This is a genomic window from Actinoplanes sandaracinus (assembly GCF_030009775.1).
GTDB lineage: Bacteria > Actinomycetota > Actinomycetes > Mycobacteriales > Micromonosporaceae > Actinoplanes > Actinoplanes sandaracinus.
Window position 1 is genome coordinate 522,401 of sequence record NZ_JASCTH010000001.1, and the last position, 25,069, is coordinate 547,469.

The window sequence follows — 25,069 nt, forward strand, 5'->3', positions numbered from 1 at the left end:
GGCCTGGCCCCCCGCCGCGGCGGCCCCGCGGCGCCGGGGGGGGGGGGTTCCGGCGCTCGACGGGAACCCCGTCGAGCGCCACGGTGCCGCCGTCGACGGCGAGCTGACCGCCGATCAGCGCGAACAGGGTCGACTTGCCGGCGCCGTTGGGGCCGATCACGGCGCGCAGCTCGCCGGGGGCGACCGTCAGACTCACGTCGCGGACGGCGTAGACGCCCCCGAACGCGCGGGAGACCTCGTCGACGGTCAGTTTCACTTGAACCGGCCCCGGGAGAACTCGGTGGGGACGAACTTTCCGGTCTCGATCGTGTTGATCGCGATGAAGTCGGTGCCCAGGCCGGAGTGGTTGGCAGCCGAGTAGGTGTAGGTGCCGTTCGGGGTGGTCAGGGTGAGGTTTTCGAGGGCGTCGCGGACCTTCTTCCGGTCGGTGCCGCCGGCCTTGGCCATCGCGGCGGCCAGCAGTTTGACGCCGCTGTATCCGTCCTGCGCGAACTGCGGCGGCGAGTAGCCGTACTTCGTGGTGAAGGTTGTGGTCAGTTCGTCGACGGCGGTCTTCAGTTCGCCGGCCGGGAGGTGTTCGCCGACGACACCGACCGAACTGGCGATGACGGCGCCCTCGGCGGCCGGGCCGGCCGGTTCGAGGAAGAGTCTGCTGGCCTGCGCGCCGGTGAGGACCAGCGGGACGGTCAGGCCGGACGCGTCGTACTGCTTGGTCAGGGCCACGGCGGGGGCGCCGGTCGCCCAGACCATCAGCGCCTGCGCGCCGGACGAGCGGACGTGGGTGAAGACGGCGCCGAACTCGGTCGCGGTGGTCTGGAACTCCTCGACCGGGCCGACGGTGACGCCGTACTGGGCGGCTTTCGCCTGGAGGCCCTTCGCGCCGGCGACCGCGTAACTGCTCTTCGTGTCGTAGGCGAGGGCGACCTTCGTGAGGCCCGCGGACTGGAAGTACTGCAGGGCGGCCTCGGCATAGGTGCCAGAGGTGGCCGGGACGACGAACACATACGGATGGATGGGGGTGACCTGTTCGTCGGCCGGGGTCAGCGAGACGTAGGGGATCTCCTCGCGGTCGACCAGCGGGATGGTCGCGAGAGCCGAGTTGCTGAACGGTGACCCGATGATCGCGTCGGAGCCGTCCTTGAGCTCGTTGAAGGCGAGAACCGCCTGGTCGGGCTGGCTCTTGTCGTCGCGGACGGCCAGTTCGATCCGCCGGCCGCCTATGCCACCGGCGGCGTTGATCTGCTCGACGGCGAGGGCCACGGACTTCTGGTTCTCGGTGCCGAGCGGCGAGTAGTTGCCGGTCAGCGAGACGATCTGGCCGACCCGGATCGGGTCACCCTGGTCGCCTTGGTCGTCGCTGCACGCGGGCAGGGAGATCGTGAGGATGAGGACGGCCAGGAAGGCCCATGGCTTGCGCACGATGACCTCCTCGATGAGGATCCATCGAAGTTAGGCTCTTTCTTCGACGGCCGTCAAGAAATTGCCTAACATCTTCTCCATGGTGGCGAATCCACAGACGCTGATGCTCATGCTGCTCGGCGACTTCGTGCTGGACAGAGACGTGTGCGTCTTCTCCGGCAGCGCGATCGACGCCCTCGGCCGGCTCGGCGTCTCCTCGCACGCCACCCGGTCCACACTGTCCCGGATGGTCACCCGCGGGCTCCTGCGCCGGCAGCGGCACGGCCGCAAGATGTACTTCGGACTCACCGGCCGGGCCGCCGCGATACTGCACGACGGCCGCTCCCGCATCTGGGACACCGGCGCCGTCAACGACCGCTGGGACGGCACCTGGACGCTGCTCTGTTTCTCGCTGCCCGAAGCCTGGCAGCGGCAACGACACGACCTGCGCTCCCAGCTGGCGTGGTCGGGGTTCGGGCCGCTGCAGGGCGGTCTGTGGATCGCACCGGGCGCCGTGCCCGCCCAGGACATCGTCACCGGGCTGGGCCTCTCCGCGCACGCCCGGGTCTTCCACGCGACGGCCGCCGATCTCACCGACATCGGCGGCATGGTCCGGGACGCCTACGACCTGCCGGCGCTCGCGGCCCGCTACCAGGAGTTCCTGCACCGCTGGGAGGGCTCTCCCCCACTGGCCGACCCGATCGCCGCCCGTCTCACCCTGGTCGCCGAGTGGCTCGACGCCATCCGCCGCGACCCGCGCCTGCCGGTCGAGCACCTGCCGCCGGACTGGCCCGCGGTGCGGGCGCAGAAACTCTTCCGCGACCTCGACACCGCCTTGCTGCCCCCGGCGCGCTCCCTGGCCGCGTCCCTCCTGGACCTACAGCCCGATCTGGTACGCGCCCCGCCGCCCCCGACCGCACCTGCCCGCTCCGCCGCCGGCCTCGGCCCGGCCGCACCCGACCGCAGCGTGGCGCCGGACACCGGCCGGCCGTAGCTCGGACAGGTCACGGCAACGCCGGAACGTCGGCGCGCAACGGCCGACCGAACCGGCCGTCGCTCAGACGCCCAGCAGGGCGGCGGCGGACGGGAGATCGGGGACGCACGCGGTGGCGGCGGGGGCGTCGGGGGCGTCGGCGTACTCGCCGGTGCGGACCCGGATGGAACGGGCCCCCAGGGCCGCCGCGACGGCCATGTCCCGGGCGGGGCGGTCGCCGATCACCACCAGGTCAGAGGGGCGCACCCCCAGCGTCTCGGCCACCTGGCGCAGACCTTCGGGGTGAGGTTTGCGCAGCGTACGGCCACCGAGCTCGTCGGTGATGACGATCGTGGCGAAGGAGTGGGCCAGGCCGGTCGCGGCCAGTTTGGCGCGCTGGATGACCGGGTCGCCGTCGGTCAGGCAGCCCACCGGGTAGCGCGAGCTGATAGCGGTCAGGGCGGCCAGCGCGCCGGGGTAGCGGGGCAGACGCCGAGGTCGGTAGGCGGTGAAGGCCGCGACCAGGGCCGGGATGAGGTCGGCGGCCAGGTCGGGGGCGATGCCGTAGGCGGCCAGGGCGCGGTCGATGGCGCCGCCGCGGTCGGAGCCGGCGACGATGGCGCCGCCGCGGTCGGAGCCGGCGACGAGTTGGCGGCGTACCGCCCGGCTGAGGCGGACCTGGTCGAGTCCGGCTGCGGCGCCGGCACGGCCGACCGCGCGGGAGGCGCCGTACAGGTAGGCGGACTGCGGGAAGAGGGTGTCGTCGAGGTCGACGACGACGGCCAGGGGCGGCCGCTCGATCAAGGTCATGCTGTCCACGTCGCTGCTGCTCTCGCTCTCCGCGGTCCGGACTCCACCCCCGTGGCGGCGTGACCTCACCGATCGGTCACGCCACCGCGGGGTTGAGGAATCCTCGCGTCCGCGGGATGGAGGAATCCACCAGGCCCCGGGGCCGCGCAGACTAGGCGTCGGTCAGGCGGTCGCTGTGCTTGTCGAAACCGATGTACAGCCGGGCCGACGCGTTGGCGCCCAGGGCGCCGAGGGTCTCCAGCTCACGCAGCCGCAGCAGGGCCGGGTGCCGCGCGTACGCCTCGGCGGCCTCGGCCAGCCGCCGCAACGCGTCCACCTCGGCGTCGGCGCGGATCCGCTTCGCCTCGGCGTCCGCCTCGGCGGCGAGCCGGGCGGCGCTCGCCCGCGACGTCGCCTCCAGCGTCTCCCGGTCGGCCTTGGTGCGAGCCTCGACCATCTGCGCCTCGGCCATGCGCTGAGCGGTGAGCACCCGGTTCATCACGTCCTGCAGGTTGCCCGGGAAGACCAGGTCCTTCACGTCGGCCCGGATGATCTGCACGCCGTAGCTCGCCGACACGCCCTCGACGTCACGCAGGATGTCCTCGGAGAGCTGGTTGCGGTTGGTGAGGATGGCCTCCAGCGTCATCGACGCGAGTGAGCGCCGGGCCGCGAGCTGGACGTCGCTGTAGACGCGGTCGCCGTAGTCGGCCACCCGCTCCATGGCCGCGACCGGGTCGGTCACCCGGAAGTGCGTGATGATGTTGACGCGGACCGCGACCTTGTCGGCGGTCAGGATCTCCTGGCCCTTGATGTTGAGCTCACGCTCACGCAGGTCGACCGGGACGATCTCGACGGTCGGCACCCTCCGGTTCAGGAAACGGCGCTGGGGCAGCTCGTAACGGCCCGGCTCGAGAACTCGGTCGAATCGGCCGTCGATGTAGCGCAGACCACGGAAACCGCTGCGAATGATCACCTCATTGGACATGGCACACCTCTGTTGCGAAGAAAGACTGTTGCGAAGAAAGAAAGGGTGGCCCCGTAGCGGTTCCGATCTGAAGGATCAGACGCTGATGATGGCAGCGGACAAGCTCGGTTTGATCGCCAGTGCGCTCGCTGCTTAGGCGCTTTCTTCTGAAGCCGCCGGGGCCGGATCGATCATCGCAAACGCCGGGCGGCGGCCACAACGCAATATCGAACGGTCACCAGCGCAGCCGCAGCCCGAGCCGCCGCGACGGGACGTCCGGGTCGTCCGCGTCGACGACGGCGTGCAGCCGGACACCGCCGGCGGTGGTCTCGCGGACCGCCAGCCCCTCCACCTTCGCGGCGCCCGGGATCTCCACCACAACCGGGCCGTCGTCGTCCAGCAGGGCCAGCGCGGAGCCGGTGACCGGGCCGTCGTCGATCGCGTTCGGAGTGTCCTCGGCGGCGGCGCTGACCAGCACCCGGCCGTCGGCGAGCGCCACCGCGTCGGTGACGGCCAGCGCGACTCCCGCGACGGCGCCCAGGTCGTACCGGCGTACCCCCTCGATGTCGATCTTTTCGGCCGGGCCGTCGCCGTGGACCGCGGCGAGCAGCGCCGCCACGTCGAGATCGACGCACGCCGTCGGCGTGCCGGCGGTGGGGTTGCCCCGCTGGAACCAGCGCAACCGGTCGCCGATCAGGCAGGCGCCCTCCAGGTTGAGCTGGTCCTCGCGCAGGCCGAGAGCGGCCGCGACCGCCTGGTACGCCGGCCGCAGGTCGGCGACCACCGGGGCCGCGCCGGGCCGCACCAGCGACACCCGGGTCCGGGCCGGCGACGAGCCCGAGCCGAGCAGCAGGACACCGCCGCCTGGCACCGCGCACGCCGCCTCGAAGTCCGGTTTCAGATGCTTGGTGCCGGCCGCGGAGCTGAAGACCTCCAGCCCGCCGACCGGATCGGCCACCCGGACCGGGGTCACCGAACCCGGCCGCCACCAGGCCGCGTGGGTGGCGTCGTCCTGAACGACCAGCCAGCCGTCACCGAACGCGGCGATCGCCGAGGCGGCCCGCACCGGCGAGCCGTCGTCGAAGACCAGTTCCGCGTTCTCCTCGATCTCCAGCAGCACGAGACGATCCTCTCACCGTTCGCGTGCTCCGGCCTGTCGCTCAGCGCAGGCTGGCGCCGTACACGTGGGACACCTTGAGCGCCATCAGGACGCGCCGGTCGGCGACCATGACCTGCCGGTACTCGTCCCAGTCCGGATGCTCCCCGGCCGCGCTACGGTAGTAGCCGACCAGCGCCTCCACCTCGGGCCCGTGCGGGTCGGCGCCCGGCCCGGTGAGCGTCACCGCGCCCTCGGCGGTCGCCCAGGACCAGCCGTCCGCGCTGGTCACCTCCAGGGCCGCCCGCGGGTCCCGGCGCAGGTTGGCGGTCTTCGCCCGCCCTTCGGTCACCGAGACGTAGATGGTCTCGGCGTCCCGGTCGTAGAACGGCGTCACCGGCGACAGCTGCGGCAACCCGTTGGCCTTGATGGTGGCCAGCACACCGATCTTGCTTCCGGCCAGCAATTCACGAGGATCGAACGAAGCAGAGGTCATATTCCTGCCAATTCCCGTTTCCGCCCGGCTATTCCAGATCTCCGCGGACAGGGTCCGCGGCGAAGCCCGCGCGACAGCGGTGGCGGCTCCGCGCGTGCCGCCGGGGTCGCCGGAACGGGCGCGGGTCGCCCTGTTCTGTCGCGCAGTTCACGCCCGCGCCTCGGCGGGTTTCGGGGCGGCGTCGAGCGGCAGGTCGCGCAGGTGCCGGATCGGGGTCGACAGGTAGATGATCGGGGACAGCACGGTGAGCGCCCCGAAGATCAGCAGGGTGGCGCGGGCCCCGATCGACCCGGCCAGGATGCCGGCAAGCAGGCCTCCGATCGGAATGGCGCCCCAGGAGACGAACTTCACCGTGGCGATCACCCGCGACAGCAGCTCCGGCGGGCTGGCGAGCATTCGGTAGGTGCGGGTGGTCACGCTGAGCACCACCGTGGAACCGGCGAAGATGAGGTTGCCGGCGGCGAAGGCGACGTAGGCGGTGGTGCCTGTGCCCAGCGGGATGACGAGCGCGCCTACCACGCCGGCGAGGGCCGCAACGATCAAGCCGCGTGCGGTGCCGACCCGGTCGGTGAACCGGGTGGTCAGCGCGGCGCCGATGAGCGTGCCGAGGCCGTCGGCGGCGAGCAGCAGCCCGACCATGAGCGGCGACGCGTGCAGCTCGCGGACCAGGTAGAAGGGGAAGAGGGCCAGCATCGCGCCACAGACGAAGTTCGTCGCGGTGGCGTCCCACATGGCCGGCCCGATGATCGGGTGCCGGAGCACGAAGCGCCAGCCCTCGCGGATCATCGTGACCATCGGTGGCCGCTGGGCCGGTCGCTGCACCCGCCGGGCCGGAAGGGTGCGCAGCAGTACGGCGGAGATCAGATAACTGACGGCGTCCACGAACAGCGTCGGCACCGCACCCAGCATTTGCACCGCGAGTCCGCCCAGAGACGGCCCGCCGAGCTGGGTGGCGGCGTGCGTGCCGGAGTTGAGGCTGTTGCGCGCCTGCAACTGCGCGGCCGGCACGATCTCCGGCAGGAAGGTCTGGTTCGCCACGTCGAACAGCACGTTGCCGAAGCTCACGACCAAGGCGACCGCGACCAACTGGGCCACTGACAGGGCGTCGAACCACCAGGCCAGCGGCACCGACGCGATGGCGAGGGCGCGGATCAGGTCCAGTGCGACCTGCATGCCGCGCAGCGGCACGCGCTGCACGATGACCCCCGCCGGGAGGCTGACCAGAAGGTACGCGAGATAGCCGGCCGCCGTGATCAGACCCATTTCGAAGGCCGACGCGTCCAGCACGGTCAGCGCGGTCAGCGGCAGGGCCACCCCGCCGACCGCCGAGCCGAGGTGACTGGACGTACCAGCGACCCACCACCGCCAGAAAGCAGTCAGTTTCATAATGGAACTCACTATAGTGGTGGGTGTGAGAAGAGTCGACCTCGCCGACGCGGACTGCGGCATCGCCCAGTCCCTCGGCGTGCTGACCGACTGGTGGACCTTCCTGCTCATCCGCGACATCGCCGGCGGCGTGACTCGCTTCGACGGCCTGCAACGCGGGCTCGGGATGAGCCGACGCGCCCTGACCGAGCGCCTCGCCGCCCTCGTCGAGCACGGCGTGCTGCGGCGCAGGCGGTACACGGATCACCCACCCCGCCACGACTACCTGCTCACCGCCAAGGGCGAGGGTTTGCTGCCAGTGCTGATCGCGCTGCAGGAATGGGGCGACCGGCACGTGCTCGGCGACGGGACGCTCACCGCCACGGCGGCGGCCGGGTCGGCGGAGGCGCGCCGGGTGCACGCCCTCGTCGGACGCCGGCTCCCCGAGCTGACCCTGGCACGCCACGACGGCATATCGGCGCCGCCCGCCGACGCGGACGGCTGGACGGTGCTCTACTGCTTCCCGGGCGCGTTCGTGCCGGGCGGTCAGGGCCTCCCGCCGTACTGGGCGGACATCCCCGGCGCTCCCGGCTGCACGCTCGAGTCCATCACCTATGCCGCGCGGGCCGCCGACTTCGCCGCCGCGGGCGCGCGGATCCGCGGGGTCAGCACACAGCGCCCAGACCAGTTGGCCGCCTTCTCCGCCCACGCCGAGCTGCCGTTCCCGCTGCTCTCCGATGCCGACGGGCGGCTCGCCGCGGCGCTGCTGCTGCCCACCTTCCGAGCCGCCGGCACTGACCGGCTCAAGCGGGCCACGCTGCTGCTCGACCCGGCCGCGACGGTGCGCGCCGTCCAGTTCCCGGTGACCGATCCGGCCGGCTCGGTCAGCGAGATGCTGCGCCTGACCCGGGATCACGTTGCGGCCGCCGGATAGCGTGCCGCGCCGCTTCCCTTAGGAAAACCTTAATTCTGAGGGATGCGGGAAACCGCTTGCCCGCACGATCCGTGCTAACGGGCGACAACCCACCGCCGCTATCGAGAGGCACGTGATGGCTGATTCCCGGCACGTCAGAGGCCGAGTGACCGGGGCGGCGGACGCCAAGCTCGAGCCGGGCGCCGCCGTGACCGGCCCGTAGACCCTCGCCGGGGTGGCGAGGTCCCCCAGTTACCTCCCGCCACCCCGGCGAGCCGCGCCACTCTCCCATTCCACGCTTCCCCGCTTTGCGACGAGGCGCGCCCGGCCTCATCCGGGCGCTCGGCAGCGTCCTCCGAGGGCCGGCACGGAGCCCGTGCCGGCCCTCACGCTGCGCCCCGTCAGGAACACGTGCGCCAAAAGAAGTGGCAGATCAGCACCTGCGCCAGGAGAAGTGGTAGATCGTTTCGATGCTGCCGTCGGTGGAGTCCATCGTCAGGTAACTGACGTCGGTGGAGGTTCCCTTGGCGACACGCAACTCGGTGTTGATGTTGAGGTTCCGCAACTCGCCGCACGGGCGGAAGACCTGGGCCGCGACCGGCACCGCGTCCGTGGCGATCCAGTTGTCGTCGAGCGGCGCCGAGATCGGGTGGTTCGCGTAGCTGCCCTGGGTCATGCCCTGGAAGTAGTAGTTGGCGCGTTGCTGGGCGACCGCGCCACGCTGCAGGAATCCATAGCCGCGATAGTCCACCTTGGCGATCGCGAAGGTGAATCCGTGCGGCACGTGAACGAGCACGTTGAGCTGACAGTTCTTCCGGTTCTCGGTGACCGGGACGCCGGGGCCGGCCTGGGCCAGGTAGTTGCTGTAGATCGCGGTGAACGCGGTGTTGTCCGGGGAGACGGCCACGTCGGCGGTGCCCGGAGCACAACCGGAGCCCGCCATGGCGACCAATTCGATGACGATCTCGTCCGGCGGCGGGTCGTCCAGGGGGCTGCTCGCGGAGGCCTGCGGCGCACTGACGAGCAACGACGCGAAAAATGCGAGCGCGGCACCGCCACGCGTTAACAGTGTTCTCATTTCAGGACCTCCAGCGTCGTAGTGGGTGCCTGGGCACGCTATTCACGAACGCCAATGTAAGTCAACGCTCTCCTGGCGCGGCTGGTGGATTATTGCTGTCTTCAAGAAAGAGGGACGCCCGGCCAGCAAAGGTATAAATACGACAAGCTGGCCGGTGATTCACGTGTTTTGCAGACATTATGACGGCGACCTAGGCCCTTCAGCCCAGGACACCCCTCGGCACGACGACATCAACGAACCGCGACAGCCGTCTATAGATATTCCAGGCTTGTGCGCTCCGGAGGCGCACCGCTAGCGTTTGCTGCGATGCGTTGTTCGATCATTGCGGGGGCGGTGACCTCGGATCGCCAGGCAGCACCAAAATGATGAAATGTTTCCAGAAGCTGCTGCCGTGGAGTGCGCTCGTTCCGGGTTCCCGGTCATGTCTTCGACCGAAGGAAAGAATCATGCCGAAAAGAACAGTCACCCTGACGCGTGTGGTGGCGGCCGCACTGGCCGCCGCCCTCACGATCCCCCTCGGCGGGCCGGCGCAAGGCGCACCCCGGGCGAACGGGGCCACGACGCCCGCCGCCGTCACCCTGGAGGTGCTCGCGAGCAACGGCTCCGGGTGCGCTCCCGGGACGGCCACGGTCACCGCCGACGCCGACGACACCGGTTTCCGGGTCAGATACCGCGACTTCGTCGCCGAGGCCGGCGGAGGCGCGGAGCCGGTCGACCGCCGGAAGAACTGCCAGCTCAGTGTTCTGGTGAACATTCCGGCCGGTTGGACGGTGGCCATCGCCGAGGCCGACTACCGCGGCCGGGCGCACCTGCGCCACGGCGCCACCGGCCTGCACCGCACGAACTACTACTGGCAGGGATCCTCCGGGGGCGACTCCAGCAACCAGTCGTTCTCCGGCCCCTTCTCCGGCGCCTGGTCGACCTGGGACGTCGCGCCCGTCCTGCACTACGCGCCGTGCAGCGGGCAACGGGTGCTGAACATCAACACGGAGCTGCGAGTGGACTCCGGCGACTCCACCGGCACGAGCAGCATGTCGATGCGTTCCTCCGAGGGCGACGTTCACACACTCTTCAACTTCAGCTGGGGCCACTGCTGACCGTCCGCCGAACCCGGACGGGCTGACCGGACGACGGCGTGCAGTCGGGCGTGCCTGCGCGCCGTCGTCCGGCGCCCGGCGCCCGGCGACCGGCGACCGGCGACCGGCGACCGGTCAGGCCACCTCGAGCACGCCTTCGGCGAGGGTGCCCCGCAGTGTCATCTCGCCACCCCACACGACGCCCTGGGCAGACTCGCGGTTCGGGATCGCCTCGGCGGCCAGTCCACGCACGACCAGGGCGGGAGCACCACACTGCGGGGGGTACGACCCGGCCAGGCCGGAGCAGAGACGCGCCACCCGGTCCGCCGCGATCAGGACGTAACCGCGGACCCGGACCTCTCCGCTGCCGGCGCTGATCGCCTCCTGCACGGTGAGGACATCGTCGCGGCTCGGTGAGTCACCCGCCGTCGTGTCCGGCGTCGCGCACCCCACCAAGAGGGCCAGCGCGCCGATCGCGATCATGAACCGGATTCGAGCGGCATCCATCGGACCTCCTGGCTCGTAGTCGAAGGATGGGACGTCCCGGCGGCCTGCCGGGTTCCACGCGAGGGGTGCCAGACCGCGCGTCCGGCACCCCTCGGTCTCTCAGAGATTGGCGATCGCGTTGTAGAAATCGCGTGCGTTGTTTCCGAAATAGGGACCGTTCCACTTGTAGCGGACCCCACTGGAGTTCCAGAAGACCCAACTGTTGACCGAGTCGAGCCATCCGAAGGTGCCGTTGAAGTCATCCAGCCACGGGCCTCCACTGGCGCCCTCGGTCATGTTGCAGTTGATCCCGTTGTGACCGCCGTCGCTGTACGACTGGCCCGTGCAGTACTTCAGGATCTGCCCGTTGAAAGGCGTCCTTGTCGGGTATCCGAATTGGAACTGATACTGCGACAGCGGATAGTTCCACTCGATGCCCTGCCCGCCCACATAGTCGACGATCCGGGTGCCGCCGGCGTTGGTGAACATCACGGCCGCGCCGATGTCCTCGGCCCGGTTCGCACCGTTGTGCCACGCGGGACGGGTCCACAGTTGGCGGGCCGTCCACTGGCCGTGCGGCGCGTTGCCATTGTTGTAGCCGGGCACGAAGGTCCACGGGGCGCTGTTGTACCAGATGCCGGAGCCGTTGGAGACGCAGTGCCCGGCGGTGAAGACGAGGTTCTTGCCACCGCTGTTGACGGTGCTGCCGGAACAGACGTAGTTGAGGCCGTCGGCCCCGACGAAGAAGACCTTGCCGGAGGTCGCTCCCGGCGGGGAGCTCATCGAACCCGCCCACGTGGCGGCGGTGGCGCCCGGATCCACCAGCGGAACGACGGAATGGCGCTCCTGTCCCAGCGCCGCCGCACCGTCGATCTTGCCGGCGCGTCCCTGAGGTTTCGCCTGTTCGGAGAGCTTCGCGTTGGTGGCGGCGTCCACCCGGGGCACCGGCACGGGTTTCGCGGCGAGCATGCGCTCCTTGGTCCAGTAACTCGCCGCGGCGCCGGCGGGGACGGAGACGGCGGAGCTGCCCACCGCGCCGGCCGGTGAGGGCGGCGGGCCGGCCTGGACCGGAGCCGCCAGAATCGCACCGACGAGAGCGCCGGCGAGCGGAATCGAGAGAATGAATGATCGAAGACGTCGTGACATGAGTCCTCTTTTTCGGTCAGCCAATCGGATGCAGTGGTGATCGCATCGCCCAAGAACGGACAAAGACGGCGATTCATTGATCCACATAAATGCCCCGCGGAGGCAATGCGACTATAGGACGCGTGACACGAACCTTCTACAGTGCTCTCGAATGGTGGATGCGAGTGAGTTCCATCGATGGAGCTCACGCCCTCGATCGATTCTGAGATTTAACAACATATTCATCAGTGGGCGACCTTCGGCGCTGTGCCGGCCCGAGGTCCTCGGGCCGATGGCCACTCCGGTTTCCGCCGTGGGGTCAGGAGCGGTTCCAGCGCAGCGGGCCCGGTCGTGCGCTCCACCAGATCCGCCGCCACCACGAGCGACGCCCCCGCAGCGCGTCGGCGAACGCCACCACCTGCGCCCCGGCCCGGTCCGCCTGTCCCGCATCGGCGGCCTCGGGCGCGAACCCGGCCGTGTTGATCGCCTCCACCAGCGCGTCCAACCCGGGAAGCGGGTCACCCTCGGCCGGAGCGAGCGACACCGCACCGGGCGACGGCACGGCTGGATCGTCGGGGGACGGCGGCACGGCCCGGCGCAGCAGGCCGGTCCGCTGCACCGGCCGGGGCAGGACAGCCGCGTGGCCGGCCGCCTCGGTCGCCGACAGATGCGCCGGCACCGGCCGCCCGGCCAGCCGCAACGCGTCGGTGAACTCCAGCCACGCGCCGGCGATCCGCTGTCCCGGATCACCCGTGGTCAGCCGCCGCCGGCGCTGGGAGCCGCGCAGCCCGGCCACGGTGAACGCGGCCCCGGCCAGCAGCAACACCAGGCCACCGGACGTGCCGGAGGCGATCAGGACGGTGGGCGGCCCGCCCTGCGACGGCGGGACGGCGAGCGCCGACGGTGGCGCCACCGGCTCGCTTCCGGTCGGCGGCGGGGTGTCCGACGGCGACGGGGGCGGGCTGGGTGTCGGCGGGGTGAAGTCCTCCTCGACCGGCCGTACCTCGTCGCTCTTGGGCATCGGGTCGAAGGCGATCCAGCCGAGCCCGTCGAAGTAGACCTCCGGCCAGGCGAGCGCGTCACCCGCGGTGACCGGGCCGCCCGCGGCGGGCGCGGCGAACCCGACGACGACCCGGCTGGGCAGGCTGGTCAGGCGGGCGAGGACCGCGAACGCCGCGGCGAACTGCTCGGAGGTCCCCCGCTGCCCGCCGAGGTCGCGCCGGCCGAACAGGAAGTGCCCGATGTTCGGGTACGCGTGCCCGCTCGGCGAGTCGGCGACGTGCCGGTAGTGCTCGGCGAGGAACCTCTCGATCGCCACCGCCCGGTCGTAGGCCGCTCCGTTGCCCTCGGCCAGGTGGTCGGCGAGTTTCTGCACCTGTGGGGGCGCGCCCGGCCCGACGGTCAGGTAGCGGACCATCGCGTCCCCGGACGGCGCCTCGGCGACCGGCAGCCGGTTCAGGTCGGGTTTCTGCACTTGGGAGACGGCCGTGTAGCGCAGGCCCTCGCTCAGCGGTTCGGGACAGATCAGGGTGCCGGAGACCGCGTCGTAGGCGACCCGCGCCCCGGTGATCCGGGTGGGTGTGGGCACGGCCGGGAGCAGCCGCCCGGTCAGCCCGGTGATGGTGATCCGCTGCTGTGTCTCGGTGACCTCGGCGCCGGCGGGCGTCTCCGGCGACGGCAGCACCCGCCCGGCGTTGCGGTAGAGCCCTCCGACCTTCCAGGTGACACCGTCGTAGTCGGACAGGACCGCGAGCCGCAGCCGCACGGCCCGGACGGCCGCTTCCGGCGCCGGGGCGGCGGGGGCAGCGCCGGGCTGGAACTCCAGGAGCGGCTGCGAAGGGTCGAGGGCCCATCCGGAGATCCGGTTCAGCGGGCTCTCGTCCAGGCTGTCCACGCGGGGCGGTTGCACGTACCGCCGGGGGTCGACCGGCGTCGCGGTGACGCGGTCGCTGACCCACGGGCCGGCCGCCGCGATCACGGCGGCGAGGATCAGCAGGCTCGCCGCCGCGCCGCCGAGCGCCCGCACCCGTACCGCCGTGTGGGTCCCCGCGCCGGGCGCACCGGAGGCGACGGCCAGGGCGGCCCCGGCCAGCCCGGCGAAGGCAAAGGTGAGCCAGGTCGCCGCCGGCGCGTTCGGGCCGACCACATAGACGGCGCCCCCGTAGACCGCCGCCGGCGGCAGGCAGCCCAGCAGCACCCGCCCGCCGCGGACGGCGGCTTCGGTGGCGGCGAGCCCGGCGATCCAGATGGCGGCCACCGCGATCACCACGGTGTCCGGGGCCGCCTCGACCGGGATCATGGCGGTGAGCAGGCGCGGAATACCGTTGGTGAGCGCGTCACGGGCGACCTCGACGGTCAGCCCGGACTCCCCGGCGGCCAGGTGCAGCGCGAGCGCCAGATAGCCGCCGAGCAGCGTCGCCGAGAGCGGCGCGACCGTCCACGACGGCAGCCGCCGCGCCGCTACACCGACCCCGACCGACCCGGCCGCCGCGCCCGCGGCGAGCCGGAACAGCAGGTCGTCGGCGAAGATCCGGCCCAGCACGGCTCCGGCCAGCGTCAACATGCCGACGAGCGCGAGCGGCACGACGGCGGCGCGGACATGTCTCACCATCCACGCACCCCGTCCCACGCGGCGGCGAACTCGGCGCCGTCGGCGGCCTCGATCACCAGCAGGCGGTCCGTGGGCGCGGTCGGCGACGAGTCGCGGTCGCCGAGCACACCGGCAAGGGCCACGGGGTACGCCCCCCGCAGCCCACTGACCGCGCCGAGGTCGTTCCGTCCGCCCGGCCCGGTCAGGAAGATCAGCGTGTCGCCCAGTTTCTGGGCCCGCAGCCGCCGCAGGGTGCCGTCCAGGTCGCCGTCGCCGGGTTCGGCCTCGGTGAGCACGTCCAGGTGTGGCCCACTCGTGGCGGCCGTGACCAGGTGCAGGCTGACCGGCAGGTCCTCCCGGACGGCGGCGGCCACGATCGACGCCGCGGCCTCGCAGGCGTCCTCGAAACTGTCGCCGCGGTGGGCGGCGGCCCGGTCGTCGAGGAGCACCACGATCGTCGGTTCCGCGGTGTCGAGCTGTTCCCGGACCATCAGCTCGCCCATCTTCGCGCTGCTGCGCCAGTGCACACGCCGCAACTCGTCCCCGGGCACGTACTCCCGCAGCGTGTCGAAGGCGACCGTGCCGTGCGGCACCTTGTCGGCCCGGCCGTCCAGGCTGCGGGTCAGGCCGGCGGGCACCGCACGCAGCGGGTGGATGCGCGGGTGCACCCGGACGATGGTGGTCTCGCCGTAGCCGCGGGCCAGCGTGATCAGGCCGAGTGGGTCACGCCGGGTGACGTGCAGCGGCCCGATCGGCACGAGGCCCCGCCGGTGGGTGGGCACCGGATATGCCGCGACGGTGTCGTGGCCGGGCCGCAGCCGCAGCAACGGGACGTCGACGGTCGTGCTGCCGCACCGGTCGGTGGCGATCAGGGTGGCCGCGCGCACCCGGCTGGTGTTGCTCACGGTGAGGGTGACGGCGGCGGGTTCACCGCGGCCGACCCGGTCGGGGTCGGCGACGCGGGTGACGCCGAGACGTGGCCGCCAGAACGCGAACACCACCGCCGCGACGACGGCGGCGCCGGCCGCCGCACCGAGCAGGGCCAGATCGGGATAGCCGTAGCGGAACCCGGCGGCGAGCAGCGCCACGGCGGCGAGGCACAGCCCGACGCCACGGGCCGTCACTCCGCTGCGGGTGCCGGCCCGGCGCCGCCCACCCCCGGGCACCACGCCGGGACCACCCGGCCCGGACCGGAACACCGCGCCGAGACCGCCCAGCTCGGACCGGAACACCGCGCCGAGACCACCCAGCTCGGACCGGAACACCGCGGCGACACCGCCCGGCGTGGACCGCGCACGCCGGGAGGCGGGGGTACCGGTGCCGTCGGGACGGATCACGCCGGGACGTGCTGGTCGGGCAGCGGAACGGGCACCGACCGCAGCGCGTCGGCGAGGACCTCGGCGGCCGTCACCCCGCGCAGCTGGGCGTCGGCCGACAGCAGCACCCGGTGCGCGAACACCGGCTCCACCAGCGCCTTGAAGTCTTCCGGCAGCACGTAGCCTCGGCCGTTGACCAGCGCGTACGCCCCGGCGGCGCGGGTCAGCGCGATCACTCCACGGGGGCTCACCCCGACCCGGACCTGCGGGTGGTTACGGGTGGCGGCGGCCAGGCGCACGGCGTACGTGTAAAGAGGGTCGGCGATGTGGACGGCCGCGACCATCCGCGTCATCTCGCCGATCATGGCGGTGTCGGTAACCGCTTCCAGCGTGTCGGGTGACCGGAGCGCCGCGCCGCGCAGCACCTCGATCTCGACGTCCTCGGACGGGTAGCCGACGGAGAGTTTCACCAGGAACCGGTCGAGCTGCGCCTCGGGCAGGCGGTAAGTGCCGTCCATCTCGACCGGGTTCTGGGTGGCGACCACCAGGAACGGCTGCGGCACCGGGTGCGGCACGCCGTCGATCGTGACCCGCCGCTCCTCCATCACCTCCAGCAGCGCCGACTGGGTCTTCGGCGACGCCCGGTTGATCTCGTCGGCGATGACCAGGTTCGCGAAGACCGGGCCGGGGTGGAACTCGAAGCCCCGGTTGGCCTGGTTGAAGACGGTCACGCCGGAGACGTCGGAGGGCAGCAGGTCAGGGGTGAACTGGATGCGCCGCCACTGCCCGCGGATCGACGACGCGAGCGCCCGGGCCAGGGTGGTCTTGCCGACGCCGGGCACGTCCTCCAGCAGGACGTGCCCCTGCGCGAACAGCGCGGTCAGGGTGAGCCGGACCACCTCGGGCTTGCCGAGGACGACGGTGCCGATCCGGTTCGCCAGCTCGGCGGCGACCTCGGCGAATCCTTGGACGTGCGCGGGGGTCAGCACGCCGGCAGGTCCGCCAGGTCGTCTCCACCCTCGAGGTTCAGCCACGCCCACGGGATGTAGTTCTTGCCCTCGTAGTTCACCTGAATCCACCACGTGCTCTGCTTGTGCTTGTTGTAGACGTACGAGTCGACGTCTTCACCGGCCTTCTTGCAGTACGCCATCAGTCGGGTGCCGTTCTTGACCCAGCCGGCCTGCTGATCGTTGTCCTGCCGGGTGACCTTGAAGATCTCGTTGCCGTTGCGGGCGTTCTTCACGTCCTCGTCGCAGTACGTCTTCTGGTCGCCGCTGTCGCCGTTGATACAGGTGGCGATGCCGTAGAGCGCGTCGGTGGTCTTGGCCATCGACCCGGGGACGCTGCCGGCCGCGTTCTTCGCGGTGACCGTGAACGTGTAGGCGGTGCTCGGCTTGAGCCCGGTCGCGTTCAGCGACGAGCAACTGCCGGTGGAGCCCTTGCCGCCGTCGCTCACGGTGAGCGTGCACGTGGTCGTGCCACCACCGTTGTTCACCGCGAACGTCACCTTGGCCGTGTTGAAGGTCGGGTCCACCGCGGTCATGGTGACCGTCGGAGCCGCCACGGTACGCGCGGTCGCCGTGCCCGCCGGCCCGGCCCCGGCCTCGTTGACCGCCGTCACCTCGACCGGCACCGTGGCGCCGTTGCCGAGCCCGGTCAGCGTGGTCGAGACGCCGGTCACGTCGGTCTCCTTGCCACCGGCCTTCACCACGTACTTCGTGATCGGGCGCCCGTTGTCGGCCGGCGCCGTCCAGGTCACCGTGACCGCTCCGGCCGTGCCCGCCACGGTGGCCGCCTCGACGCCCTCCGGACGGCCCGGCACGCTGAACGGCACCACGCTGTTGCTGACCGCGGACGCCTTCGAGCCGGCGCCCGTCTCGTTGATCGCGACGACGGTGAACGCGTACTGCTTGCCGAACTCCAGCTGGTTCGCGGCCACCGTGAGCGTGGTCTCGGTCGCCTCGCCGATCGGCGCGGTGTTGCCCTCGGTGACGGCCGTCACCGCGTACCGCGTGATCTTGCGCCCCTGCCCGTTGGCCTCCGGCCAGGTCACCGCGATGGTGCCGTCCGGTTTGGCCTCGGCCACCGGCGTGCCCGGCGGGTCGGGGACCTCGGCGGTGGGGATCGCCTCGTTGCTCTCGCGACCCGGGCCGTCACCCTTGCGGTTGACCGCGTGCACCGTGAACTTGTAGGCCTCGCCGTTGGTCAGCCCACCGACCACCAGGGACCGCTGGTCGGCGCCGACCTGGAAGGTGCGGCCCGCCCCGGCCACCACGTAACGGCTGATCGCGGCACCGTTCTCGTCGGCGGCCTGCCAGGAGACCCGGACCTCGGCGTTGCCGGCGGCGGCCCGCACACTGCGCGGCGCGCCCGGTTTCTCGACCGGCGGCTTCCTCGGCTTCTGCTCTTTCGGCGGGGTCACCGGAGGCGCCGGCACCGGGGGCGGGTCACCACCGACGACCTGGTCGGTGTCCTTGTCGACGGTCCGGACGGTGTGCCGGTCGTCGACGACGCGGGCGGTCGTGGCGCCGGGGGCGTTGATGAACAGGTGGTTCTCCCGCACCTCCAGCTCCAGGTCACCGCCCGGTTTCTGGATGTCGATCGGCTCCTTCGGCTGGCCCGCCGGATCGAAGACGTGCACCGTGCCGTCGTCCTCCGGCACGTAGAGGTAGCCCGCGTAGGTGACCGCGGTCCGCACCTCGCCTCCCTCGCCGGGGACCGTGACGTCACGCACCCCGTCCTTGCCGACCGTCCAGACCCGCCGGTCGTCGGGCACCGTGACCGCGATCGTCTCGCCCTCGGTGCGGGCCGGCAGCTCACCCGGACCGGTCAGCGGCAGCGTCGTCGGCTGCCCGGCGCCCTTGTCGTCCACCCTGGTCAGCGCATTGGTGGTGCGGTCCAGCACGGCGATGCCCCGGTCCAGGGCGGTGACCGCGAGGTCGTGGCTGGGCGCCGCGACCGAATCGGTGCGCAGCCGTGACGCCGCCGTCTCACCCGGATCGATCGCGGTGACCGTGCCCTCGGTCGGCGCGGCGACCCACAGCCGCCCGGCGCCGTCGAACACTCCGCCGCTGATGCCTGGCGGGAACTGCAGCGGCTCCCCCACCGGCTGCAGGCTTGACGGGTCGACCTGCTGCACCTTGCCCTGCACCGCGTCGATCACGAAGGCTGATTTGTCGTGCAGGGCCACGGTCACGCCGATCCCCGGCTGGGTCTGCTGTTTCCAGTAGACCTGCAGGTCGGTGAGGTCCATCGAGGCGACCGAGCCGGTCTGCACGTCACGCAGCAGCACGAAACGGTCACTCTGGCTCACCTGCACCTGATGCCCGCGCGCCTGGGTGGCGTCGGCACGGGTCTCCACCCGGGCGCTCGACCCGTTGATGCGGGCGAGCTCACCCTTGCCCTTGCTCCACACCCAGGACGAGGCGTCGAAACTGGCGAGCGCGTCGTCGGCCGCCCCCAGCCCGCGCACCGTCAGCCCCAGGCCCGCGGCCAGCACGACCACGGTGGCCATCGTGACCAGTTGGCCCCGGCTGGGCAGCCCTCGCCTACGCCCCGCCACCGTGGTGGCGTCATTGCTGGTCACTGCGGCCGTCCTCCCCGTCGAGCTGGTGTCTCCGCCGTCTCCGCCTCAAGGACGCAGGCCATCATAGGGAAAGCGAGGCCGACGTCGATACCCGGTCGTCTCGCCTGTGGACGATCAGTTGCGCTTCGTACACACCTGGTTAGAAGTGGCGTAACGATCCGTTGAATAGATCGCAATCACTGTGAAGCAGTACTGGAGGCCCGGATTCAGTCCGGTGACACGCGCGGCGACCTTGCCCAGCCCCACGTTCGAGGCCGGCTTCAGCTGCTGCCCCTCCTGCGCCATCATCACCACGAACGGGACCTTCCCACCCGTCGGATCCGACCACGTGACCGTCACCACCGTGCCGTCGTCGTCGAGCCTCACCCCCGACGGCGGATCACCCGCCAGCACCGGCCCGGTCGCCGACACGGTCACCTGCGGCTGCGGCGGAGGCGTCACCCCCGGTTGCTCCCGTTTCACCAGCACGACGACCAGCACACCCACCGCGATCACCGCCATCAGCGTCGCGACGACGGTCAAACCCACCGCGAGCCCACGCCCGCGGGCCGGTCGCTCCTCAACCCTTTCCGGCGGGTACGGGTGACCCACGCCGGCCGGAAGCCCTCCCTGCCAGCCCGGGTGGACGTCGGGCTGCCCCGGCCAGACCCCGGGATGCCCGGGGTGGGGCCCCTGCTGGCCGACCGGATAGCCGGACTGCGCGGTGCCGTATCCGGCCTGTCCCGGATGACCGCTGGTCCCCGCATATCCGGGGTGCCCGCTGTGGCCGGGCGGCGCTTGCGGCTGGCTCTGCTCCACTCGCCTGTAGCCCTGCTGGCCTTGCCCCTGGCCCTGCTGGGCCTGCCCGTAGCCCGGCTCGCCTTGCCCCTGACCCTGCTGAGCCTGCCCGTAGCCCGGCTCGCCTTGCCCCTGACCCTGCTGGGCCTGCCCGTAGCCCTGCTCGCCTTGCCCTTGCCCCTGCTGGGCTTGCCCATGGTCCTGCTGGGCTTGCCCATGGTCCTGCTGGCCCTGTCCATAGCCATGCTGGGGAGGGGCCTGACCCTGCTGCGCTCGCTGATGGTCCTGCGATGTCTGCGCCTGGGCCACCTGTTCCGCGCCATGGCCGGACAGTGGGGCGCCGTGTCCCGGTCGCGTCTCGGTGCGCTCGGGTTGGACACCCGCGTACCCCGCCTGCGCCTGCTGATGGCCGGTGGCCTGCCCTTGCTGCGGGTGGGCGGGCTTCGCCGTACCGCGATCCTGCTGTTGATATCCCTGCTGTTGGTGTTCGGCGCCTTGCCGTTGCTCGGGGATTCCCGGTCGATATACGCCGCTCTGCCGCTGCTCAGCGACTCCGGGCTGATGTACGCGGCCCTGCCGCTGCTCAGGGACTCCGGGTTGATGCGCGGCACCCTGCCGCCGGTCCAGGATCGGCGGGGGGTTTGGCGCACTGTCCCACGGGTTGCCCATCGGGCTGTTGGGTTGCCGGACCGCCGCCACCGGCGGGGTGACGCCGCCGTCGGCGGGCCCCGTCGGTGGCATGGGGCGGGCCACCGGAAACACATCGGTCGGCTGATCCATCGCCGCCCGCACATCCGGTCGGGCTGTCCGCCCGTGCTGGCCCTGGCCCTGGCCATCATCCGGAAGAGTCGACTTCACCGGCCGCTGGACGAGCGGGACATCCGGATCCGGCCGGGCGGTCCGCGCCTGCGGCAGCGGCGGAGGTTGAACGACCGTGGCGTTCAGATCCGCCCGGGCGATCTGCGCCCGCTCCACTGCCGGCGGGGCAATGTTCGCCCGTTCCACCACCGGGGGCGGCTGGACCGCGCCGGTCGACGGATGAACGACCGGGGCCGGGCGGTCGACGGCGACGGGCCGCTGGACCGCGGGAACCACCGGAGGGACCGGCGGATCCGCCGGAAGACGCGGGGACGGCGGCGCAGGCCGTACCGCCGCGTTTGAAGGGTCGTCGCCGAGATAGGCCCGAGCCCGGACGACAAGATCATGCCCGCCGCCGAGCGTCGCCGGCCCGTGCTCGGCCACCCGGCCGAAAGCCTTACGCGCCTCATGCCGGTTGCCCAGTTCCTCAGCGACAACCCCCAGATCATGCGAAATATGCAGCATGACCGGATCGCCGTCACCGAGCCGCCACTGCCCCGCCGCATAGGCGTCCTCGAGCATCCGGCGCGCACCCATCGGATCGTCCGTCCGCAGATAGACGCCCGCCAGTTCCCGCTGGGCGGTGAGGACGTCGGGGTCGTCCTCACCCAGGTTCTCCCGCCCCAGCTCCACCGCGCGCTCCAGCAGCACCTGAGCCGGGTCGAGATCACCGGAGGCGATCAGCGCACGCGCACGATCGAGGGCTGGGGTGAGGGGGGACTGCTGAGGCACGCCCGCCATGCTGCCCGTTCCGCTCCCCGGGCGCCACACGCGATCCCACCGGCCCGCCCCGACCCCCGCTTCGACCCCCTGCCCGGGCCGTATATAGTTCTGTCCGTGCAGCCGACAAGGCAGCCGAAACCCAGGTGAGAGCCAGGGCGACGGTCCCGGTAAGCTGAACACACCCGGTCCGGGTGGCGGAATGGCAGACGCGCTAGCTTGAGGTGCTAGTGCCCTTAACGGGCGTGGGGGTTCAAGTCCCCCCTCGGACACACATTAAGCACACGGCCGAAGTCGTCAGAGACGACCTCGGCCTTCAGTGTTTCTAGGCCGGGTCGGTAGGTCATCCGCAGGCCGATACGGCTGTAAAGCTCCGCCTTGTCACGGGATCGGCGGCGCGCAGGACGGTCAGCAGGCTGCCGAGGCCGTCGATTTTCGCCGTGATCTGCCCCTCGTTGAGCTGTTGCGGTGGCGCCGCGCTCAGGCGCAATGCGGCTGGTCGCGTTGTCTCGTTCGGTTGAGGTCTCGCTGCTCCAGGACGCGATGAGTGTCGGGTCGCCTCCGGCGTCGAGGGCGGCCCGGTAGCGCTTGATCTTGGTGTCGCAGTCCTCGATCGTCTGCCGCAAGTGACGGGTCCGGTCGGCGCCCTGGTGCTGGGCGAGTTCGGCGCGGTAGTGGGCGTCGGCAAGTCTGTGCCATTCAGGGCTGCCCGACGCCGCCGACACCCGCACGTCTGACGGCGGTGACATCCGAGTCTGCGGAAGCTGCGCGGGAACCACCGGAGTTAGTGAGGGCTGGAGGGCCCGCCGCTGCTGACCCGTCGTGGGCTTGACCCGTTTCGACGGACAGGGCCGACGAGTTGATCTTCAGGCTACCGTTGGGGATGGGTAGCAGACTCCCGAGCCTTGTTCCCTGACCGCCCCTACATCTACCCCGAGGACGGACAGCAGGGCGGACAAGGTCGGTGGGCGCATACCAGCCCATCACCGACCGCACCGACCGCACCGACGCCTCCGGGCACGTCGCAGGCGGGCGGGAACCGCCGGTCGCCGATCGTGTACGCCGCCATCATGGCGAGCTGGCCGCCCGCCTAGTCGCCGGCGATCGACACGTTCGACGCCGCGGTGCCGTGCCGGATGGCCGCCGACCGGATCCAGCCGAGCGCGCACTTCACATCGCCCACCGCGTCCTGCCAGCGAGGCGGCGGCGCGAGCCGGCAGTCGACGGAGTAGACGGTGATGCCTTGGTCGGCCATCCAGCCGAACCACGGCGCGCTGTCGGCACGAATGCCGAAACTCCATCCGCGACCGTGCACGTAGAGCAGGGCCGGCCGGCTCGGCGCCGGGTCCGGGGTAGGTAGACGTCGACGCTCAGGCCGGGCGCGTACGACTCGGTGGCGGTGGGCGCCGCGGCAGGGGCCGGCGTGAAGTGTGCCGTCCAGTGCCGATCCACGACGCGCCACCGGGCCGATGGGCGCTGATCTGGCGGACCGCCGGGGTGACCGAGATGATCCTCGACTTCGTCCGGGCGGCCCGGGAGGTCGGCCCGGTCGCCCCGAACACCGATTGAACAGAGGGCTGGACAATGCCGGAGAAACGCGAACCGCCCGCCGCGGATATGCGGCGGGCGGTTCGATCGGTGCGTTACCTCAGGAGATGGCCACGTCGTCGTAGTAGTGACGCAGAATCGACTGGTAACTCCGGCCCGCGTTGGCGAGATCACGCGAGCCGTACTGCGACATCCAGTCCCCGCTCACCCAACCACCGCACGCCGTCGTGGTCGCACAGTAGTGAGCCCGCAGGATGCTGCCGTTCCGGGTCATCCGGGTCGACCAGGTGCGGTCCACAGCGGCCGAGGTCGAGGACACCGCCGACGACGGCTTGTAGACCTGGTCGTTGGTGTTGTCCGCGACGTCGTAGCACTGCCCGCCCGGGGTCTTCCGAGTCGAATGCAGCGCCCAGTACCAGGCGTAGCTCTTGACCGCCATGGCGCCGGCCTCCAGCGAGGCGTCCGGCCAGCTCGTCACCCACTCGTTCGGGAGGACGTTCTTGACGTACGTCTTGAAATCGACCCGGTCGACCCGGCCGAGACCGACCCGGTAGACCAGAATGCTGGTCGGCAGCTTGCTGTTGGTGCCGTCGGTGGTGCAGCTCCCCGTCGATCCGAGGAACTGGTGCGAGGCGTTGTTGTTCTTCAGGGTAGCGTTCAGGTTGCCCCTGGCTCCGGCCGCGAAGTCCTGGCTGGCCCCGCCGAAGTTGCTGTTGAAGTAGACCCGCACGGTCTTACCCGTGCGGTTCCATACCGACGCGGCGTTGTTCTTGACGCAGACGCCCTTGCCGTTGCCTTCGCTCTTGAATTCGTAGCAGGACGGCTGGGTGGCGCCGTAGTCCTCGATCGACTCGTCGAAGTCCGAGAGCGATCCCTCTTGGCCACTGTTGTAGTAGTAGCAGAACTCGCCGCTGTTGCATTCGCCGTCACGGTCGGCGGCGTACGCCGCACCCGGTGCCACCGCAACGCTGACGAACGCTGCCACCATGACGGCCAGAATGCCGGGAACCCTCTTCAGCATGCTCATCGCTCGTTGTAGCCCTGGGAACGCCAGAACGCGCTCGGGTCCGGGTTGTCCAGGACGGGGTCGCCGACGCTCTTGGACGCGTGGGTCTGCTCCCCGTTGCGGACCTCGACGTGGGTGTGTGCGGCTGAGCTGGAACCCACGCCGCGCCACGACTCGTCGGCGATGAGTTCGCCCCGGCTGATGGTGTCACCCCTACTCACCCCTGCCTTCGGCGCGGTGTGCAGGTAGATCACCGTCTTGTTCAGCGAGGCGTTGTAGATGGCGATGGTGGACAGTCCGCCGCTGCCGGTGGAGCCATGGACGACGTTGGTGACCCTTCCGGACACCAGGGCGTACACGTCCGAGCCGATGCTGCGAGCAAAGTCGATGCCTTCGTGTCGGCCCGGGGTGGTCTCGTAGCCGTCGAATCCGGCCGTGATCCTGCCGCCGTTGGCCTTGTACAGCGCGTCCGACAGGTCGGTGCGTGCTCCGGGGCCGAACTCGTGCGAGGCGTTGTTGTTCTTCAACGTGGAGTTGAGGTTGCCTTTCGCCCCGGCCGCGAAGTCCTGGCTGGCCCCGCCGAAGTTGCTGTTGAAGTAGACCCGCACCGTCTTATCCGTGCGGTTCCATACCGACGCGGCGTTGTTCTTGACGCAGACGCCCTTGCCGTTGCCCTCGCCCTTGAACTCGAAGCACTCCGGCTGGCTCGCGCCGTAGTCGTTCTCCGAGGCGGCGAAGTCCGAGACGGACCCCTCCTGGTTGCTGTTGTAGTAGTAGCAGAACTCGCCGCTGTCGCAGTCCCCGTCCCGCGCTGCCGCCGACGCCGGCGACGAAAAACCCAGGATGGAGGTGGCTACGGCGAGCGCGGTGCCGGCGACGGCCAGGCCCTTACGGATGTTCATGACGTCC

At 71.0% G+C, this 25,069-nt stretch carries 22 protein-coding genes and 1 tRNA gene; 5 read left to right on the plus strand and 18 right to left on the minus strand.

From position 1 onward, the window contains the following. Both QLQ12_RS02450 and QLQ12_RS02455 read right to left on the minus strand, forming a co-directional pair. Window positions 1-256, minus strand: a 256-nt coding sequence (locus tag QLQ12_RS02450) for an ATP-binding cassette domain-containing protein (protein ID WP_282756852.1), incomplete at its 3' end; no start/stop codon positions are given. Continuing rightward, a complete protein-coding gene (locus QLQ12_RS02455; protein WP_282756853.1) occupies window positions 253-1,419 on the minus strand; it encodes an ABC transporter substrate-binding protein in 1,167 nt (388 codons plus the stop codon). The genes QLQ12_RS02455 and QLQ12_RS02450, both read right to left, overlap by 4 nt. 79 nt (window positions 1,420-1,498) lie before the next feature. Here QLQ12_RS02455 and QLQ12_RS02460 point away from each other — a divergent pair, with 79 nt between their 5' ends. Continuing rightward, window positions 1,499-2,392 (plus strand): PaaX family transcriptional regulator, encoded by an 894-nt coding sequence (locus QLQ12_RS02460; RefSeq protein WP_282756854.1) that lies wholly within the window; start codon window positions 1,499-1,501, stop codon window positions 2,390-2,392. A 63-nt stretch (window positions 2,393-2,455) separates the two neighbouring features. Here the strand turns inward: QLQ12_RS02460 and QLQ12_RS02465 are convergent, their stop codons facing one another. From QLQ12_RS02465 to QLQ12_RS02485, 5 genes are all read right to left on the minus strand, one after another. After that, window positions 2,456-3,181, minus strand: a complete 726-nt coding sequence (locus QLQ12_RS02465) for an HAD family hydrolase (protein WP_282756855.1) — start codon at window positions 3,179-3,181, stop codon at window positions 2,456-2,458. 151 nt (window positions 3,182-3,332) lie between these two features. Further along, complete coding sequence (locus QLQ12_RS02470; protein WP_282756856.1) at window positions 3,333-4,145, minus strand: slipin family protein; 813 nt, start codon at window positions 4,143-4,145, stop codon at window positions 3,333-3,335. Window positions 4,146-4,359: 214 nt separating this feature from the next. Beyond that, window positions 4,360-5,244 (minus strand): DUF6910 family protein, encoded by an 885-nt coding sequence (locus QLQ12_RS02475; protein ID WP_282756857.1) that lies wholly within the window; start codon window positions 5,242-5,244, stop codon window positions 4,360-4,362. Window positions 5,245-5,284: 40 nt separating this feature from the next. Continuing rightward, window positions 5,285-5,716 carry a PPOX class F420-dependent oxidoreductase gene (locus tag QLQ12_RS02480; protein ID WP_282756858.1) on the minus strand — a complete coding sequence of 144 codons (432 nt, stop codon included), beginning with the start codon at window positions 5,714-5,716 and terminating at the stop codon, window positions 5,285-5,287. Window positions 5,717-5,863: 147 nt separating this feature from the next. After that, window positions 5,864-7,102 carry an MFS transporter gene (locus QLQ12_RS02485; RefSeq protein WP_282756859.1) on the minus strand — a complete coding sequence of 413 codons (1,239 nt, stop codon included), beginning with the start codon at window positions 7,100-7,102 and terminating at the stop codon, window positions 5,864-5,866. 25 nt (window positions 7,103-7,127) lie between these two features. On the opposite strand from QLQ12_RS02485, the gene QLQ12_RS02490 reads away from it, so the two are divergent. After that, entirely contained in the window at window positions 7,128-8,015 is an 888-nt protein-coding gene (locus tag QLQ12_RS02490) for a winged helix-turn-helix transcriptional regulator (protein ID WP_282756860.1), read from the plus strand. A 412-nt stretch (window positions 8,016-8,427) separates the two neighbouring features. On the opposite strand, the gene QLQ12_RS02495 is transcribed toward QLQ12_RS02490, so the two are convergent. Continuing rightward, entirely contained in the window at window positions 8,428-9,072 is a 645-nt protein-coding gene (locus QLQ12_RS02495; RefSeq protein WP_282756861.1) for a DUF4360 domain-containing protein, read from the minus strand. A 446-nt stretch (window positions 9,073-9,518) separates the two neighbouring features. Between QLQ12_RS02495 and QLQ12_RS02500 the strand changes: the two genes are divergently transcribed. Beyond that, window positions 9,519-10,169, plus strand: a complete 651-nt coding sequence (locus QLQ12_RS02500; RefSeq protein WP_282756862.1) for a DUF4360 domain-containing protein — start codon at window positions 9,519-9,521, stop codon at window positions 10,167-10,169. 114 nt (window positions 10,170-10,283) lie between these two features. On the opposite strand, the gene QLQ12_RS02505 is transcribed toward QLQ12_RS02500, so the two are convergent. The 7 genes from QLQ12_RS02505 to QLQ12_RS02535 form a co-directional block, all read right to left on the minus strand. Then, entirely contained in the window at window positions 10,284-10,655 is a 372-nt protein-coding gene (locus tag QLQ12_RS02505; RefSeq protein ID WP_282756863.1) for a hypothetical protein, read from the minus strand. Between the two features lie 99 nt (window positions 10,656-10,754). Continuing rightward, the gene (locus QLQ12_RS02510; protein ID WP_282756864.1) at window positions 10,755-11,780 is read right to left on the minus strand and encodes a trypsin-like serine peptidase; all 1,026 of its coding nucleotides are present in this window, start codon (window positions 11,778-11,780) and stop codon (window positions 10,755-10,757) included. Window positions 11,781-12,078: 298 nt separating this feature from the next. Further along, window positions 12,079-14,370, minus strand: a complete 2,292-nt coding sequence (locus QLQ12_RS02515; protein ID WP_282756865.1) for a transglutaminase family protein — start codon at window positions 14,368-14,370, stop codon at window positions 12,079-12,081. Further along, window positions 14,364-15,473 carry a DUF58 domain-containing protein gene (locus QLQ12_RS02520; protein WP_282756907.1) on the minus strand — a complete coding sequence of 370 codons (1,110 nt, stop codon included), beginning with the start codon at window positions 15,471-15,473 and terminating at the stop codon, window positions 14,364-14,366. Before QLQ12_RS02520 ends, QLQ12_RS02515 begins: the two co-directional genes overlap by 7 nt. A 209-nt stretch (window positions 15,474-15,682) precedes the next feature. Further along, a complete protein-coding gene (locus QLQ12_RS02525; protein ID WP_282756866.1) occupies window positions 15,683-16,654 on the minus strand; it encodes an AAA family ATPase in 972 nt (323 codons plus the stop codon). Then, entirely contained in the window at window positions 16,648-19,251 is a 2,604-nt protein-coding gene (locus QLQ12_RS02530; RefSeq protein WP_407651389.1) for a fibronectin type III domain-containing protein, read from the minus strand. The genes QLQ12_RS02525 and QLQ12_RS02530 overlap by 7 nt, the downstream gene beginning before the upstream one ends. A 114-nt stretch (window positions 19,252-19,365) precedes the next feature. Further along, window positions 19,366-21,618 (minus strand): tetratricopeptide repeat protein, encoded by a 2,253-nt coding sequence (locus QLQ12_RS02535; RefSeq protein WP_282756867.1) that lies wholly within the window; start codon window positions 21,616-21,618, stop codon window positions 19,366-19,368. A 176-nt stretch (window positions 21,619-21,794) separates the two neighbouring features. Here QLQ12_RS02535 and QLQ12_RS02540 point away from each other — a divergent pair. Then, window positions 21,795-21,878, plus strand: a tRNA-Leu gene (locus QLQ12_RS02540). 818 nt (window positions 21,879-22,696) lie between these two features. Here the strand turns inward: QLQ12_RS02540 and QLQ12_RS46860 are convergent. Then, entirely contained in the window at window positions 22,697-23,068 is a 372-nt protein-coding gene (locus QLQ12_RS46860; RefSeq protein WP_328518250.1) for an alpha/beta hydrolase, read from the minus strand. Between QLQ12_RS46860 and QLQ12_RS02550 the strand changes: the two genes are divergently transcribed. Continuing rightward, window positions 23,047-23,175 carry a hypothetical protein gene (locus tag QLQ12_RS02550; protein ID WP_282756869.1) on the plus strand — a complete coding sequence of 43 codons (129 nt, stop codon included), beginning with the start codon at window positions 23,047-23,049 and terminating at the stop codon, window positions 23,173-23,175. The two genes, QLQ12_RS46860 and QLQ12_RS02550, sit on opposite strands and share 22 nt — an antisense overlap. A 79-nt stretch (window positions 23,176-23,254) precedes the next feature. Here QLQ12_RS02550 and QLQ12_RS02555 read toward each other — a convergent pair whose 3' ends face one another. Both QLQ12_RS02555 and QLQ12_RS02560 read right to left on the minus strand, forming a co-directional pair. Next, window positions 23,255-24,175 (minus strand): SpoIID/LytB domain-containing protein, encoded by a 921-nt coding sequence (locus QLQ12_RS02555; RefSeq protein WP_282756870.1) that lies wholly within the window; start codon window positions 24,173-24,175, stop codon window positions 23,255-23,257. A gap of 2 nt (window positions 24,176-24,177) precedes the next feature. Then, window positions 24,178-25,062, minus strand: a complete 885-nt coding sequence (locus QLQ12_RS02560) for a peptidase inhibitor family I36 protein (protein ID WP_282756871.1) — start codon at window positions 25,060-25,062, stop codon at window positions 24,178-24,180. Between the last annotated feature and the right edge of the window lie 7 nt (window positions 25,063-25,069).